The following is a 15280-nucleotide window of genomic DNA, read 5'->3' as shown; positions in this document are numbered from 1 at the left end:
GAGCCCGCCCCATCACGCGGGCGGGTGTTCCTCGTCGCGGTACGGATCGTCCTCCCCTGGCAGGGCAGTGATCACGCTGAAGTCGCTGATTTCCACGGCACCCGTGCCATAGCCGAGCAGGTGGAACGAGAACGCCTTGCGCACCGTGGGGTTGTCGAAGTCGAATTCCATGACCAGCGGCTGCTCAGCGCTCACGGTCATCCGTTCAGGCAGCCCCAGCGCCACGTCCTGCTCGAACTCCTTGGCCTTGAGCAGGATCTGTGCAGGGTCGCCTGAGGCCAGCGAGCGGATTTTCAGGCGTACGCGCGTGCGTGAGCCCTCTGGCATTTCCAGGTATTGGGCGCCGATCAGGTTGTCGACCCAGTCGTCACGCACGCGTGGGTTCAACGGCACGGGCGTCGCGCTGCCGAACTGGTAGCGCACGTTCAGCGGCGTGCTCATCAACGAACGGTCCAGGGTCCCCGCCATGGCCGTGACCTGCTGCGCGGCGTTTCGGTCGCCCTGGCCCAGGTAGCGCGCCGCGCTGGCAATGAAGCCCTCGCTGGCATAGCGACGACAGCGCTGCTGGAAATCGCATTCGGTCAGCGTGCCGCGACCATCGTGATGGCGCAACTGACCGTTGGTGAACGAGAGCATGGGCCGGCCGCTGGCATAGTCGCGCAGCAGCGAGCGCCCGTTGAGTTCGGCCGGAACGGGCAGGGCGAAGTAGTCCAGCAGCGAGGCCGTCAGGTCGACGTGACCATAGGTGCCCGACTTGAGCCGTGGCAGTGCCGCCTGGTCGGGCGCGAGCATCAGGTTGAAGCCCCAGGCCGACGCCAGGCGCACGCCGTCGATGCCATGGGACTCGTCCGAGGTGATCACCACCAGGGTGTCTTCGAGCACGCCCTGGCGCTCCAGCGTTTCCAGGAAGTCGCCCAGGGCATCGTCCAGGTAGGCGACCGCTGCCTGCTTGGCGCTGGGGTAGCGCGCCAGGTAAGCCTCGGGTGCCGAGTAGGGCTGGTGCGTGCCGACCGTCAGCAGCGTGAGCATCCAGGGCTCGCGCTGCTGGCGCAGTTGCCCCACGTACTGCGCGGCGCCTTCGAAGAAGGCCTTGTCGTCCTTGCCCCACGGGAAGCTCAGGTAGTTGTCGTGGGTGAACCACTCCAGCCCATGCACGGCCTCGAAGCCGATGTGCGGCATGATGCGGTCCTTGGCCATGAAGCGCAGGCCGGCGCCTTGCAGGTAATGGGTGGTGAAACCGTGCTGACGCAGCTGCGCTGGCAGGCAGGCCTGGTTGCGGGCCTGCTGGTTGAGCAGCTCGACGCCCTTGGGCGTGCCGTTGTCGAACTTGTCGTAGTCGCCGCACAGCATCGCGTACAGGCCGCGAATGGTCTGGTGCGTGTGCAGCACGTAGTCCGGGGTGTTCATGCCGCGTTCGGCCCACTGGCTGAGCCGGGGCATGAGGTCGTCATCGAACGGGCTGTGCAGCGCCTGGCGGTTGGCGCGCACATAAGCGCCCGGGATGCCTTCCAGGGTGACGATCAGCAGGTTGCGTGCCTGGCCGGGGCCTGTCAGCAGGCGCTGGCCGTCGAGGTCGACGCCCACCAGCCCGGTCATCGACGGCGGTGGCGCCTGGGGCGCGAGCCCGGCCCACCGCTCGGCGTGCTGTTGCAGCGTACCGGTGCCCGTTGCGAGCAACTGGTGCGGCAGGTTGAATTGACGCCACGGGTCGGCCTCGGAAGGCGACAGGTGCTGCCCGGCCCAGTGCACGACCAGCAGCGCCGCAGGCACGCTCCAGGCGCGTCGCGGCAGCAGGCGGGGCGTCTGCCGGCGGCTCAGGCGGCAGGCCAGCAGCCATGACGCGATCCCCAGGGCCAGGGCCCATGGCAACCACGGGTGCGCCAGGCCACCGCCGGTGGAGTTCTCCACGAACTGTGTATCGAACAGGTAGGCCAGATCGCTGCTGGCGGGTAGCCGCCCCACGGCGCTGACCAGCTCGGCGGCGGCGACGCTCAACAGGGCCCAGACCAGCAGCACGGACAGCGCCAGCCAGGGCCGCTGGCGTTGCAGCAGCAGGAGCAGCCCGCTGCCGATGGCCAGGTCCGACAGGTAGCCGAAGGGATGAGACCACCCCAGCAGGCTGCGTGCCACCAGGGGGATCACGATCACCAGAAGGGCGAGCGTGGTCAGCCGCGCGGCAGGATGACGAAGGAGGCCGAACCAGTGCTTCACGAAAATGTCCTTATTGTCATCGAACGGTCACAGGAATGTGATCAATGATAACAGGCCTGCCTTGTGACCCAGGCCGCTTACAAGCCCGGTAACGAATGGACGGGACTTGAGCGCTCAGGCACTCAGGATCGTGGCACTACCGGCCGCCTGTAGCGCACGGATCGGCAAGCGGCTACTCCAACCGGCGCAGGTACGTTATCCTGCCCCCCGGCTGCCTGTCCCGAGCCCTGTCGTGCCGTTTCGACTCGCATTCAAGGGCCTTCATCTTCTTCCCATCCACTGCGCACGAGACCGTCCATGACCCTGCAGCAACGCCACAATGTCAACATCCTCGGGCATGGCCCGACGACGATGATCTTTTCGCACGGCTTCGGTTGCGATCAGACCATGTGGCGCTACCTGGTCGAACCTTTCGCCGACCGGTTCACGGTGGTCCTGCACGACCTGATCGGCTCGGGGCGCTCCGACCTGAGCGTCTACGACCCGGTTCGCTACGAAACCCTGGCAGGCTACGCCGATGACCTGTCGCAGCTCATCGACGCCTACGGCAAGGGGCCGGTGGTGCTGGTCGGGCACTCGGTCAGTGCCATGATCGGCGTGCTGAGCGACCTGGCCACGCCCGGCAGGGTCGCGGCCCATGTCATGGTCGGGCCATCCCCGTGCTACATCGATGACGATGGGTACGTCGGCGGGTTCTCGCGCGACGACATCCATGCCCTGCTCGAAACCCTCGACAGCAATTACCTGGGCTGGTCCAGCAGCATGGCGCCGGTGATCATGGGCGCGCCTGGCCAACCCGCCCTGGCCGACGAGCTGACCCAGAGTTTCTGCAGCACGCGGCCGGACATCGCCAAGCAGTTCGCCCGCGTCACCTTCCTGTCCGACAACCGTGAGGACGTGGCGCGCCTGACCACCCCGACCTTGATCCTGCAGGCCAGCGAAGACCTGATCGCACCGGTGCAGGTCGGCGAATACCTGAACCGGGTCATCGTCGGGAGTACCTTGTGCAAGGTCGAGAACATCGGCCACTGCCCGCACATGAGCGCCCCCAGTGCCTGCGTCGAGGCGATGAACGCCTTCCTCGCCAGGCTCGGTAGCCGTGATGACGGTTGACACCTCCGGGCTGCCGGACGCGCGAACGCTGTTCGACCAGGCCCCTTGCGGCCTGTTGACCACGCGCGAAGACGGCACGCTGCTGCAGGTCAACCGAACCTTCGCCGAGTGGCTGGGGCATACCTGCGACACCCTGTGCGGTCAGCGTTTCCAGGACCTGCTGACCATGGGCGGGCGGATCTTCTACCAGACCCACTGGGCGCCCCTCATGCACATGCAAGGGTCGGTCGGCGAAGTCAAGCTGCAGCTGCTGCACCACGATGGCAGTGCCGTCACGATGTTGCTCAACGGCGTGCGGCAGGTTCACGAAGGCCTGGCCTACTACCAGCTGTCGGTGTTCACCACGACCGAACGTGACCGCTACGAGCGCGAGCTGCTGCATGCACGCAACCTGGCAGAGAACCTGCTGCGAGAAAAGACCCTGGCGCAGGCGAGCCTGGACGAAGCGCAGGCCCAGCTGAAGAAGGCGTACCAGAGCGCCCAGCAACGCGCCGTGTATGCCGAGCAGATGGTCGGTATCGTCAGCCATGACCTGAGAACGCCCCTGGCCGCAATCCAGATGGCGTCCGAAATGCTCGGCCGCGCCGAACGCTCACCGCGCGAGGCGCGCATGCTGTCGCACATCGGCCAATCGGCAGGGCGCGCCGAGCGCATGATCGCCGACCTGCTGGACTTCACCCTGGAACGCATCGGTCACGGCATCGCCATCTCCCCGACGCCGCTCGACCTGCACGAGGTGGTACGCCAGAGCCTGGACGAGCTGCGTGTGGCGTTCCCGGACGTCAAGCTTCTGCACCAGGCCGTCGCCCATGGCCGCGCGCCCCTGGACGCCGACCGGATACAGCAACTGATCGGCAACCTGGTCGGCAACGCCGTGGCGTACGGTGACCCGGCCCAGCCGATCCATGTGATTTCCGACTTCTCCCAGGGGCACCCGCAGGTCACCGTCCTCAACTACGGCCAGCCGATCCCCCAGGCCACCCTGGACGTGCTGTTCGAGCCGATGGTGCGCGGCAGCGAGCAGAGCGTGGGGCGCAGCGTGGGCCTGGGGTTGTTCATCGTCAAGGCCATTGCCGAGGCCCATGGTGGCACCGTCAGCGTCAGTTCGGACACGGTCGACGGCACGCGTTTCATCGTCTGCCTGGCGCAGGCCGAGGAGGGCCGGCAAACGGCCTCGGTTCCGCTGGCCGGCTCGCAGGCAGGCTGATCTCGCCCGCCATTTTCATGGCAAGCGCACGCCTGGCTACCGTGGATCAGCGTGTCGTGGTCGTCGGGCGCGCCAACAACCGCTCGACTGCCTCGAAGGCCGCTGCCCGTCGCTGCGCCCAGGTGCCCTCGAGTACCTGCACTGGCTGATGGTGGGCCAGCAGCCACTGGCGACTCTGTTCGAAGAACACGTACCGGTGCGCCAGCTCGGGCTGACAGCGTTGACCGTCGCTCACCCATTCCACGCCACGCGGGTCGAGCAGCAGGTGCAGGTCGTAGTGCCTGGCCAACAGAGCCTGCTCCAGCCAGGCCGGACAATCACCGAACAGCGTCCGGCTCCACAGCAGGTTGCTCAGCAGATGCGTGTCGAGGATCAGCAGCTCGGGCGCTTGCCGACGCGCCTCGTCCTCCCAGGCCAGTTGCCCATGGGCGATGGCCGGAATGTCGGCCAGGCAGGTGTCGCGCCGATGCAGGTCGATGAAATGACGAACGTACTCGCCGACCAGGCAGCCGCCAAAGTGCGCCTGCAGTTCACCGCCCAGCCAGCTCTTGCCACTCGATTCAGGTCCGCACAGCACCAGCACCTTCATGCGCAGGCCACGCTGGGCGCACGCCGCCACGCGAGCCAGCCGCGCACGGCCAGCCAGGTGAACAGCGCGTACAGCGCTGCGGTCAGGTAAAGCCCCTTGTACAGGAACAGGCCGACGAACACCGTGTCCAGCACGGCCCACAGCGCCCAGCATTGCAGCCGCTTCTGCGCCATCCACACCTGCGCTACCAGGCTGAAGCCGGTCAGCGCGGCGTCCAGCCAGGGCTGCGCGGCATCGGTCCAGTGAGCCATGGCCGCGCCCAGCACCAGGCTGACCAGCAGGCCAGCGCCCAGGCTCAGGCCCATGGCCGGCGCCGACAGGCGGCTGACCTGACGGGCGCGTTCGAGGTGCCCTGGGCGCGTCCACTGCCACCAGCCATACAGCTGCAGGACGGCGTAGACCAGTTGCAGGAGCATGTCGGAATACAGCCGCACGTCGTAGAAGATCCAGCTGTACACCAGCACCATGACCAGGCCGATCGGCCAGCACCAGGGGTTCTGCTTGACGGTCAGCCACACGGCGAGCACACCGAGGGCGGCGGCGAACAGTTCCAGGCCGGACATGGAGGATCCTCGGTCAGTGAAGAGGGGCGCGATTGTACGCCAAGTCCCACGTCGAGCGGAAAGCGACGCGCGTGTCAAATTTCCGCCAGGCTCGCAAACCCTCTGCTAACATGCTGTTCGGCTTAAGATGAAACTTTCATCGAAGCGGAACTTTTCGACTGGCTTTACTCCAACCTTCGCTGTAAAACGGCCCGCCGCTCGCGGTAGAACACACCACTCAACGTACAGCGGGCCTGGAACGCACCAGCGCCCCGTGGGGGAACGATGGATCTTTGGAGCGCCTTGCAGGCAATCATTCTGGGTATCGTCGAAGGGCTCACCGAGTTCCTGCCGATCTCCAGCACCGGGCACCAGATCATCGTCGCCGACCTGATCGACTTCGGCGGCGAACGGGCCATGGCCTTCAACATCATCATCCAGCTCGGCGCGATCCTGGCCGTGGTCTGGGCGTTTCGCCGCAAGATCCTCGACATCGTCGTCGGCCTGCCGCGTGAGCGCCAGGCGCGTCGCTTCACCGCCAACCTGCTGCTGGCCTTCATGCCAGCGGTGGTGCTTGGCGTGCTGTTCGCCGACCTGATCCACGAATACCTGTTCAACCCCATCACCGTGGCTGCAGCGCTGGTGATCGGCGGGGTGATCATGCTCTGGGCCGAGCGACGTGACCATCAGGTGACGGTCGAGCACGTCGACCAGATGCGCTGGCACCAGGCGCTGAAGATCGGCCTGGTGCAGTGCGTGGCGATGATCCCCGGCACGTCGCGTTCCGGGTCGACCATCATCGGCGGGCTGCTGTTCGGCTTGTCGCGCACGGCGGCCACCGAGTTCTCGTTCTTCCTGGCCATGCCGACCATGGTCGGCGCGGCAGTGTACTCGGGCTACAAGTACCGTGAGCTATTCCAGCCCGCCGATTTGCCGGTGTTCGCCCTGGGCTTCGTGGTGTCGTTCCTGTTCGCCATGATCGCGGTGCGCGGGCTGCTGAAGTTCATCGCCCACCACAGTTATGCGGTGTTCGCCTGGTACCGCATCGGCTTCGGCCTGCTGATCCTGGCGACCTGGCTGTTCGGCTGGATCGACTGGACCACGGCGCAGGGCTGACGTGAGTCGTGAACGCACCACCCGGGCCGCACCTCGGGGGAGGGCAGAGGTGCACCTGCGCTGGCCCAAGGTGGCCCTTCTGCTCGCCCTGTGCACCTTGCCGGCGCTCGGCGTGGTGCAGGCGGTGCTCGGGGGTGCCAGCCCACTGTGGCTGGCGTTCTACCCATTGGCCAGCCTGATCGCCTTCGGCCTGTACTGGCATGACAAGCATCGTGCCCGCACCCAGGGCTGGCGCGTGCCTGAGAAGTACCTGCACCTGAGCGAGCTGCTGGGCGGCTGGCCCGGCGCGCTGGTCGCCCAGCAGGTGTGCCGACACAAGACCCGCAAGGTGCCGTTTCAGGTGATCGTCTGGGCCATCGTGCTGCTGCATGAAGTGCTCTGGTGCGACCGCGTGGTCTTCGCCGGGCAAGGCCTGGTGCGTCTGCTCGGCCTGGCGCAGGATTGACGGCTGGCGCTGATCGTCGGCGCAGTGCTCATACCTTGTGAAGAAGGCAGGGCCTACCCGTTGACACGGGCCTCGGGCTGAGCGACCGTGCGCGCCCGTTTCGTGCGGCCATGGCCTTGACGTTCACGTCGATGGCATTCCTGGCGACGTGGCGGTGTCCTAGCCAGACAGGCTTGCCAGACGGCAGGGACTGTGTGGGTGGCAGGTTGCCTGATCGAGCGCTCGGCCGATGACCGAGCGACCCGCACGGTCACCTTGCAAGCGCTTCTTAAGACCCCCAGCCTGGATGTGTGGATTGCCCAGATACAAGAGAAAACGATTATCGAGCTTCATCAGGAAGTGGTTCGTCTACATCACCGTGGTCAGCCTGACCGGTGGCTCCAACCGCATCGTCGAACACCTGTCGAGCGGAAAACTCTGGCAATGGGTGAACTGGCCGGCGATCAAGCGGGTGTTGGTGCATTTCATCAACCCCTGAAGGCACGCCGCACTGAAACGGGCTGTCAGGCCTGTATTCCAACCTGTGGGAGTTTGCCCGCCGCCTTGGCGCCGCGCTGTCGCGCAGAGAACATGACGATAGCTGGCAGTGCTCAGATACTGTGTCGCTGATTGATTTCTGGGGCCGCTTTGCGGCCCATCGCGGCACGGGGGCCGCTCCTACACCGGTAGCCCCACCGTGGGGTTGCAGGCTATCGCGGTCACCTGTGGGAGATTTTATGGTTTCTGCCAAGTGCTAATGTGGGCCCGCAGGGCCCACAAAATCCTGAAGTTATTTCTTTTAAAATCAACAAGATATTTTATTTTCTATGAGAGCGGACTTGCCCGCGATGGCGTCCGGCCCGTCGCCGCCTGTCTCGCGGGCAAGCCCACTCCCAAAAGGATGAGCCCTCACGCCCCCATTCAGAGCTTGAAGCGTCGTACCAGCTCGTTGAAGGACACCGCCAGGCGCGACAAGTCCTGCGCCGAAGCGCTGGTCTGCTGCGCACCCGTCGCCGTCTGGGTCGACAGGTCCTGGATGTTGAGCAGGTTGCGGTCCACCTCGCGCGCCACGTTGGCCTGCTCCTCGCAGGCACTGGCGATCACCAGGTTACGGTCGTTGATCTGGCCGATGCCCACCGCGATCTGCTCCAGCGCATCGCCCGTGGCACGGGCCAGCGTCTGGGTGGTAGTCACCAGGGTCTGGCTCTTGCCCATGGCCACCACGGCCTGGTCGGAGCTGGCCTGGACGGCGTTGATCATGCCTTCGATCTCGCCCGTGGAGGCCTGGGTGCGTGCCGCCAGTGCGCGTACCTCATCGGCCACCACCGCGAACCCGCGACCCTGCTCGCCCGCGCGGGCTGCCTCGATGGCGGCGTTGAGCGCCAACAGGTTGGTCTGCTCGGCGATGCCGCGGATCACGTCCAGTACCTTGCCGATGTCACGCAGTTGCGTGGCCAGCTGTTCGACGATGGTGGTGGAGGTGCCGATCTCGCGCGTGGCGTCATCGACCGCCGACACGGCATGACGCGCCTGGCCCAGGCCTTCGCCGGCCTGGGCGCTGGCGCCCCGCGAGGCTTCGGAGGTGGACATGGCGTTGCGGGCGACTTCCTCGACCGCTGAGGTCATCTCGGTCACCGCCGTGGCAGCCTGCTGGATCTCGTCGTTCTGGCGCAGCAGGCCACGGCTGCTGTCCTCGGTCACCGCATTGAGTTCTTCGGCCGCCGACGCCAACTGGTTGGACGCATCGGCGATCTGCTGGATGGTGGTCTTCAGGCTCTGCTGCATGTCGCCGAGAGCATTGAGCAACTGGCCGGTCTCGTCGGCGGCTTCGCTACGGACCTGCTGCGTCAGGTCGCCACGGGCGATAGCCTGGGCGCTTACCACGGCCTGGGCGATGGGGCGGCTGATCAGACGGCTGATGAAGACGCCAAGCAGCAGCGCGGCAATGAAGGCCACGGCGACGCCGGTGTACAGCACGGTCGTCGCCGCGCGTTCGCTGGCGCTGGCCTGTTGCCCGCCTTCGACGATCTGGCGGTTATTGGATTCGATGATCACGCTGAATTCATCGAGGATGACCCGATAGTGCTGTTGCACGTCACTGCCGATGATGCTTCGAGCGGTGTCCACATCACCGGCCTGCAGCGCCGTGAGCACACGCTGTACCTGGGCCTGATAGGCCGGCCAATCACGCTCCATGCGATCACCGGCAGCGCGTTCATCGTCTGCCAGGGGCGTGGTGCGGTACAGGGCGAAGGCCTTTTCGCTGTCGGTGCGGTTGGCTTCCAGGCTCTGCAGAACCTGATCACGGCTCGCCTGTGGAGCATTCGAGGCAATGGCGCCGATCAATGCGTACAGGTCCCTCTGCTGCGCGATGGCCTTGCTCTTGGCTTCAGCGGCCTTGGACACCGACACCAGGTTGTTGGAAAAGACCGACCGGAGGCTGTCCGACAGTTGGGAAATGCCGCGGCTGCCGAGCACGCCCACCGCAAGGGTGATGAGCGCGCACAAGCCAAAGGCGGCGATCAGTTTGGTGGAGAGTTTTGCATCGCGTAGCCAGTGCATGGAGGCATCCAGGAAGAGGGACCGAAAGAGAGCGAATTGCCACAGGTCAGAAAACCTGGGCACTCGCTCGGTTATCGGTCATCCGTGTCCGGCCTTGAGCGGGGCGCGCAGTTATTTTCGTGCATGACGAATCCTTCATCGACGGGCCGTCTCTCTGGGTCGTCCGAGCCGGTCACCGTTCAGAGCGCGAACGCTCGACCGGCGGCGGCGCCGGCGCACGCCCGGCCCGACCGGGCCACATCGCACGCATCACCCCGTCCCGCCGCACGAGCGCATGCATCAGCGCGGCGCCCACGTGCACCAGGATCGTGGCGAACAGCAGGTAGCCGGCCCAGCCGTGCGCCTGGCGCAGCACGGCATAGAGCCACAGGTCGTGCGGGGCGATCGCCGGCAGCCCCAGCGGACGAGGGTAGTCACCCGCCGACAACATCGCCCAGCCCAGCAGCGGCATGCCCAGCATCAACCCGTAGAGGGCCAGGTGCGAGGCGCCGGCGGCCCAGCGCTGCAGCGGCGGCAGGTCGCGTGGCAGGGGCGGGTGCGGCAGGCTCACGCGCAGCACGATACGCAGGAGCACCAGCACCAGCAGCGCCAGCCCGGTGGCCTTGTGCAGCGTGACCAGGGTGGGGTGCCAGGGCGACAGGTTGCCGACCATGTTCACCCCGATGAACAGCATCGCCAGGATCAGCACGGCCATCAGCCAGTGCACCGCCCGGCTCAGTGGATGAAAGGTGCTGGGGGTCATGGGCGTGCTCCTGTCTCGAGGCGTTCGCGGCTGCGGCGGTTGAAGGATTCGGCATAGGCGGCCGAGCGGGCCGCGAGGATCGGGTCATCGGACGGCGCGATGCCGGTCGGCAGGATCAGGGGGTCGAAGTTGAGGTCACGGCAGGCGCCTTGCTCCGGCGCTTCGACCCGGTCGATGACCACGGTACCGGCGTCCACCGTGCGCCGTTGCGCCGGCCAGGCCTGGGCCGGGTCGTCGATGTCGTCGCCAGGCTCGGCCAGGGTGAGGCGCAAGGTCCAGCGCAGTGGGCCCTGCTTCACGCGGGCCTGGAGGTCATGTTGCAGGTAGTCCGGGTCGGCGATGCCCGTGGGCAGGTTCTGAAACGGCGTGTGAGGCTCGAGGCGCCAGCGCACCGGCTGCACCGCCCCCTGGCCGTCGATCAGACGAAACGCATTGATGCTGTTGTAGGCGGTGTTGGCGAAGCTGTCGCTGGGCCGGTACTGGGCCGCCCACTGACGAAACGCGGCGCCTTCCGGGTGCGCCTTGGCAAAGGCTGTCTGCCGTGCCGGGTCGGGTTTGCCGGTCGTGGGGTCCGGTGTGCTCGCCAGGACCTGGTCATAGAAGCCTTCGACGCTGTTGACGGCCAGCACCGGCGGGTTGTTCATGCCGGTGCGCCAGCGCTGCCCGTCGTCGGTGCTCAGTTGCAGGGCCAGGCTGCGCGTCGGCACGGCGGCGTCGGCAACGTGCGGGTTGGCGCCACCGAGGGCGAAGCGTCCGATGACCGGCACACGCGGCTGGCTGAAGACCCGGGCGCTCGAGAGCGGCGCGGCGAGCCCGGTGCTTTCGAAGTACCCGCTGACGCACAGGCCCTTGGCGTGGTTCTTGCGATACCCCGGGTGATGCCCGGCCTGGGCTTCGAAGGTGTCGATGATGCGTTGCGGGGTCAGTGCCGGAGCGCCGATCCAGCCGGCGGCATAGGCGAAGCCGGCACCGGCCGACGCCAGCACCGCGCCGATGCCGAACAAGCGCAGGGCTTTGCGGCGCCCTTGCAGGGGAGTGGTCATGCGCAGGTTCTCGTGAGGGGACAGGCCAGTACGACGCTCGAGCGAAAATTCTATTCCCGAGGGAATGCTTTCGCTCGCCAGGCGTCTGTTGTCAGTCCTTTTCCCCGAGCCTCGAACCTGAACATGCATGACCTGGATGAACGTCAATGGCGCGACCTGCTCAACAGCCTGCGTCGCTTCGCCCTGTGGCTGGCCCGCGATGCCACCAGCGCCGACGACCTGGTGCAGGCGACCCTGGAGCGCGCCCTGAGCCGCGGCGCTCAGCAACGCGAGCGCGACGGCCTGCGGCCCTGGTTGTTCACCATCCTGTATCGCCTGTTCCTGGACGGCAAGCGCCGGGAGAAGCGGCATGCCCGCTGGCTGGGCTGGATCGGCCTCGGTAGCACCAGCGAGGCATCGCGACATGACGCCACCGAGTCGAGCGTCTTCGCCCAGGCCGACCTGCAGGCCTTCGCCCGCCTGCCGGAGCAACAGCGCGCCTTGCTGTTGCTGGTCAGCGTCGAGGGATTGAGCTACAAGGAGGTCGCCCAGGCCCTGGACATCCCGATCGGTACGGTGATGTCGAGGCTGTCCCGTGCCCGTGCGGCACTGCGTGAACTGACCGAAGAAACGCCCGCGCCGATGGCGTTGCGGAGGCTCAAATGATTTTTTCGGCCCCGAGCGAGCATGAACTGCACGCCTATGTCGACGACCGTCTCGACCCGGCGCGGCGCGCGCAGATCACCCTGTGGCTGGCCTCGCATCCCCAGGAGCAGGCCATGGTCGATGGCTGGCGCGACGATGCCCGGCGCTTGCGCGCGGCCCTGGCCGGCGGGTACGACGCCCGTGCCGATGCCGGTCCGTCGCTGGCGACGGTGCGCCAGCGACTGGTCAGGCGGCGCCGGCAGCACCTGGCCACGGCAGCTCTCCTGCTGCTGACCCTGGGCCTGGGCAGCCTGGGAGGCTGGCAGGCCCGCGAAGCCACCTGGCTGGCCGGTACGCCGCCGATGGCGGATGCCGTGCAGGCCCACCGGCTGTTCGCCGAGACGGCGGCTCTGGACATCCAGGCGCGCGACCCGGCCCGCCTGCGTGCCTGGCTCGCCCGGCATTTCACCCAGGTCGGCGACCTGCCGGACCTGGCCGAACAAGGCCTGGTCCCGGTCGGGGCGCGCCTGCTCGCCAACGAAAATGGCCCGGCAGCCTTGCTGCTGTACGAAGACGCCCAGGGCGGGCGCCTGAGCGTGTTTCTGCGTGCGCCGGGTCGGCACTTCGGCCACATGGCCAGCGGGCAGCGGCGCGAGGGCGCGCTCGAGGCACGCTACTGGTCCCACGGCGCCTACAACTTCGCCGTGGTCGGCCCGGCCCAGGACACGCAGGGCGAACGCCTGGAACAGGCGCTGCGCACGGCGTTGTAGCCTGGTGGCCGAGCCCGGTGGCCGATCGGCGCCACTTGCTCGCTCAAGGCGTGCGCACGGGCGGCGTCAGGCAGGGATCAGAAGTCCACCGTCGCCGACAATTGGTATGTGCGCGGCTCGCCCAGGGCCAGGCTGGACGTCTGCGGCACACCCCAGTAGTTCTTGTTGGCGAGGTTCGAGACGCCGGCGCGGACCACCACCGGCTTGCCACTGACGTTCATCGCATAGCGCGCGCCGGCGTCGAAGATCGTGTAGCCGGGAATCGACTGGGCGTTGTCGGCGCTGATGTACTGCTTGGACAACGACGTGGCGTTGGCGGTCAGGGTCAGGCCCTCGACGAAGGGCGTGTCCCATTCGACCCCCAGCTTGCCCTGCAGCTTCGGCACGCCGGTGGCGGTCTTGCCTTCCTGGGTGCTCGTGCTGGCCTTGGTCACCTCCGGGTCCACGTAGGCGACGCCGCCCATCAGGCGCACGTCCATCATCGGCGAACCGAAGAAGCTCCATTCGACGCCGCGGTTGCGCTGCTCGCCGCCGAAGGAGTAGAGGTTGGTGGCCGGGTCGGTGTAGCCGTTGGGGCGCTTGATCTCGTACAGCGCCAGGGTATGGGTGAAGGTGCCGAGGTCCAGCTTGGCGCCGATCTCGCGCTGCTTGGACTCGTAGGGTGCGAACATCTCGCCGGCGTTGGCCGCGGTCAAGGGGGCCGAGCTGCCCTTGCTCAAGCCTTCGATGTAGTTGGCATACAGCGAAAGCTCATCGGTCAGCCTGAACAGAATGGCCCCCGCCGGGCTGGTGGCGTGTTCGTCGTAGCCCGGTCGGTTGCGCGCGCCGGTGCCCGTGTTGTACGTGTCGGACACCACTTCCTGACGGCGCACCCCCAGGGTCAACTGCACACGCTCGTCGAGGAACGACAAGGTATCGGCAATGCCGTAGCTCTTGAGGTCGTTCTCGTTATGAATGATGTAGGGCCATGCCTCCGGCGCCTTGGGGCCCCACACGGGGTGGTAGAGGTTGGTGACCCAGGTCGTGTTCGGAATGCCGCGACGCCCCCAGTCGCGCTCCTTGTCGCTGTACTGGGTCGCGTTGACCGACCACTGGTGGCCGATGCCGAACGTGTCGAACTGGCCGCGCAGGCCGACTTCGGCGGACGTCTTGTGAAACTCCTGGCGCAGTTGCCCCAGGGTCGTGGACAGGTCACCCCGGGCATTGATCACGGTGGCCGACATGGCCCCGCTGTACTGGTAGTGAGTCTTGCTGGTGCCCACCGCGCCATAGGCGGTCAGTCGATCGCTCAGCGCGTACTCACCGCGCAGGATCACACCCTTGTCCTGGGTGCGTACACGTCCCCAGTCCGGACTGAGCAAGGTGTCCGCGCTGGGGGGCTTGGGTACCGACAGGCCAGCGGCCAGGCCGATGCCGCGGTTCTGCCCGACGGTGGTGTCGTCGCTGTCGAACAGGTCGAGGGACAACCGCGCCCGCTCGCCGCGCCAGTCCAGTGCCAGGGCATTCACGCCGACCCGGTGGCTCTGGTCGTCGGTGGCCGTATCGCCGTCACGGTAGACCGAGTTGAAGCGCACCCCGAACTGGTTGCCCTCGCCGAAACGGCGCCCGATGTCCAAGTGCCCGCCAAGCTGCGAGTCGGACTCGAAAGTGCCGGTCACGCGGGTCAACGGCGTGTCGCCGGCGCGTTTGGGCACCAGGTTGATGGTGCCGCCCACCGAACCGTTCGGCGGCATGCCGTTGAGCAGCACGGAAGGGCCCTTGAGCACTTCGATCCGCTCGTAGATCTCCGGCGAGGCGCGGTAGAAGGGCGCCATGCCGAACAGCCCTTCGACGGTCATGTCGCTGGGGCTGGTGTTGAAGCCGCGGATGGCGTAGCTCTCGCTGTGCGTGTTCTTCACCCCGTTGGTGAAGACCGACGGGTCGGTGGCGGCGATCACGTCGGTGATGTCCCGGGCCTGGAGGTCCTGCACGTACTGCTCGGTGTAGCTGAGCGTGCTGAAGGGGGTTTCCATCAGGTCCTTGTTGCCCAGCAGGCCGATGCGCCCGCCGGTGGCGACTTGGCCGCCAGCGTAGACCGGCGGCAGATCGTCTGCCGCGTCCTCGGTCGCCTCGACGGTGATGTCCGACAGGACCAGGTGCGTCTGCGTCGATTCGCTCGGGGCCTGGGGGGCGGGCGTTTGCGCGAGTGCCGAGTGCGTCGTCGCCCCCAGGCTCACTAGCAAGGCCAGGCGCACAGCCAGGCAGGTGCGATCAGGCGCCAGGCGCGGTAGGGGCGACGGGCAGGCGGCGGGCGCCAGGCAAACAGGGGTGCAGCGTGACGACATTGCGGGATTCCTT

The 15280-nt window shown here is 66.9% G+C and carries 14 protein-coding genes and 1 pseudogene; 7 read left to right on the top strand and 8 right to left on the bottom strand.

Features of this window, described 5'->3' with window-relative positions:
• Positions 1-12: 12 nt before the first annotated feature.
• Positions 13-2211 (bottom strand): LTA synthase family protein, encoded by a 2199-nt coding sequence (locus G7Z99_RS15540; protein WP_181095289.1) that lies wholly within the window; start codon positions 2209-2211, stop codon positions 13-15.
• A gap of 297 nt (positions 2212-2508) precedes the next feature.
• Here G7Z99_RS15540 and G7Z99_RS15535 point away from each other — a divergent pair, with 297 nt between their 5' ends.
• Positions 2509-3324: an alpha/beta fold hydrolase gene (locus G7Z99_RS15535; RefSeq protein ID WP_181095287.1), complete on the top strand. Its 816-nt coding sequence runs from the start codon at positions 2509-2511 to the stop codon at positions 3322-3324.
• Positions 3314-4531 (top strand): PAS domain-containing sensor histidine kinase, encoded by a 1218-nt coding sequence (locus G7Z99_RS15530; protein ID WP_181095285.1) that lies wholly within the window; start codon positions 3314-3316, stop codon positions 4529-4531. The genes G7Z99_RS15535 and G7Z99_RS15530 overlap by 11 nt, the downstream gene beginning before the upstream one ends.
• A 46-nt stretch (positions 4532-4577) precedes the next feature.
• Here G7Z99_RS15530 and G7Z99_RS15525 read toward each other — a convergent pair whose 3' ends face one another.
• A complete protein-coding gene (locus G7Z99_RS15525; RefSeq protein ID WP_181095283.1) occupies positions 4578-5120 on the bottom strand; it encodes an AAA family ATPase in 543 nt (180 codons plus the stop codon).
• Positions 5117-5683, bottom strand: a complete 567-nt coding sequence (gene pnuC / locus G7Z99_RS15520) for a nicotinamide riboside transporter PnuC (protein ID WP_181095281.1) — start codon at positions 5681-5683, stop codon at positions 5117-5119. The genes G7Z99_RS15525 and pnuC overlap by 4 nt, the downstream gene beginning before the upstream one ends.
• A gap of 264 nt (positions 5684-5947) precedes the next feature.
• Here pnuC and G7Z99_RS15515 point away from each other — a divergent pair, with 264 nt between their 5' ends.
• From G7Z99_RS15515 to G7Z99_RS15505, 3 genes are all read left to right on the top strand, one after another.
• Positions 5948-6778, top strand: a complete 831-nt coding sequence (locus G7Z99_RS15515; protein ID WP_181095279.1) for an undecaprenyl-diphosphate phosphatase — start codon at positions 5948-5950, stop codon at positions 6776-6778.
• Between the two features lie 49 nt (positions 6779-6827).
• Positions 6828-7223 (top strand): DUF1294 domain-containing protein, encoded by a 396-nt coding sequence (locus tag G7Z99_RS15510; protein WP_375139162.1) that lies wholly within the window; start codon positions 6828-6830, stop codon positions 7221-7223.
• A 295-nt stretch (positions 7224-7518) separates the two neighbouring features.
• The gene (locus G7Z99_RS15505; RefSeq protein WP_181095277.1) at positions 7519-7701 is read left to right on the top strand and encodes a hypothetical protein; all 183 of its coding nucleotides are present in this window, start codon (positions 7519-7521) and stop codon (positions 7699-7701) included.
• 422 nt (positions 7702-8123) lie between these two features.
• Here G7Z99_RS15505 and G7Z99_RS20305 read toward each other — a convergent pair whose 3' ends face one another.
• The 4 genes and pseudogenes from G7Z99_RS20305 to G7Z99_RS15490 all read right to left on the bottom strand — a co-directional run bounded on the left by G7Z99_RS20305 (position 8124) and on the right by G7Z99_RS15490 (position 11555).
• A complete protein-coding gene (locus tag G7Z99_RS20305; RefSeq protein WP_445675012.1) occupies positions 8124-8987 on the bottom strand; it encodes a methyl-accepting chemotaxis protein in 864 nt (287 codons plus the stop codon).
• Positions 8982-9764 (bottom strand): annotated as a pseudogene (locus G7Z99_RS20300) (MCP four helix bundle domain-containing protein); the annotation flags it as partial. The pseudogene G7Z99_RS20300 and the gene G7Z99_RS20305, both read right to left, overlap by 6 nt.
• Before the next feature lie 172 nt (positions 9765-9936).
• On the bottom strand, positions 9937-10506 hold the full coding sequence (locus tag G7Z99_RS15495) for a cytochrome b (RefSeq protein WP_181095273.1): 570 nt from the start codon (positions 10504-10506) through the stop codon (positions 9937-9939).
• Complete coding sequence (locus G7Z99_RS15490) at positions 10503-11555, bottom strand: catalase family peroxidase (RefSeq protein WP_181095339.1); 1053 nt, start codon at positions 11553-11555, stop codon at positions 10503-10505. The genes G7Z99_RS15495 and G7Z99_RS15490 overlap by 4 nt, the downstream gene beginning before the upstream one ends.
• Before the next feature lie 117 nt (positions 11556-11672).
• Here G7Z99_RS15490 and G7Z99_RS15485 point away from each other — a divergent pair, with 117 nt between their 5' ends.
• Positions 11673-12194, top strand: coding sequence for a sigma-70 family RNA polymerase sigma factor (locus tag G7Z99_RS15485; protein WP_181095271.1), 522 nt, complete (start codon positions 11673-11675; stop codon positions 12192-12194).
• On the top strand, positions 12191-12943 hold the full coding sequence (locus G7Z99_RS15480) for an anti-sigma factor family protein (protein ID WP_181095269.1): 753 nt from the start codon (positions 12191-12193) through the stop codon (positions 12941-12943). Before G7Z99_RS15485 ends, G7Z99_RS15480 begins: the two co-directional genes overlap by 4 nt.
• 77 nt (positions 12944-13020) lie before the next feature.
• On the opposite strand, the gene G7Z99_RS15475 is transcribed toward G7Z99_RS15480, so the two are convergent.
• Positions 13021-15267 (bottom strand): TonB-dependent receptor, encoded by a 2247-nt coding sequence (locus G7Z99_RS15475; protein WP_181095268.1) that lies wholly within the window; start codon positions 15265-15267, stop codon positions 13021-13023.
• Positions 15268-15280 lie beyond the last annotated feature (13 nt).

This window comes from Pseudomonas entomophila, assembly GCF_013523165.1.
Lineage (GTDB): Bacteria > Pseudomonadota > Gammaproteobacteria > Pseudomonadales > Pseudomonadaceae > Aquipseudomonas > Aquipseudomonas entomophila_A.
Note: the sequence above shows the minus strand (reverse complement) of the source record. Positions and strands in the feature narration are given on the sequence as shown.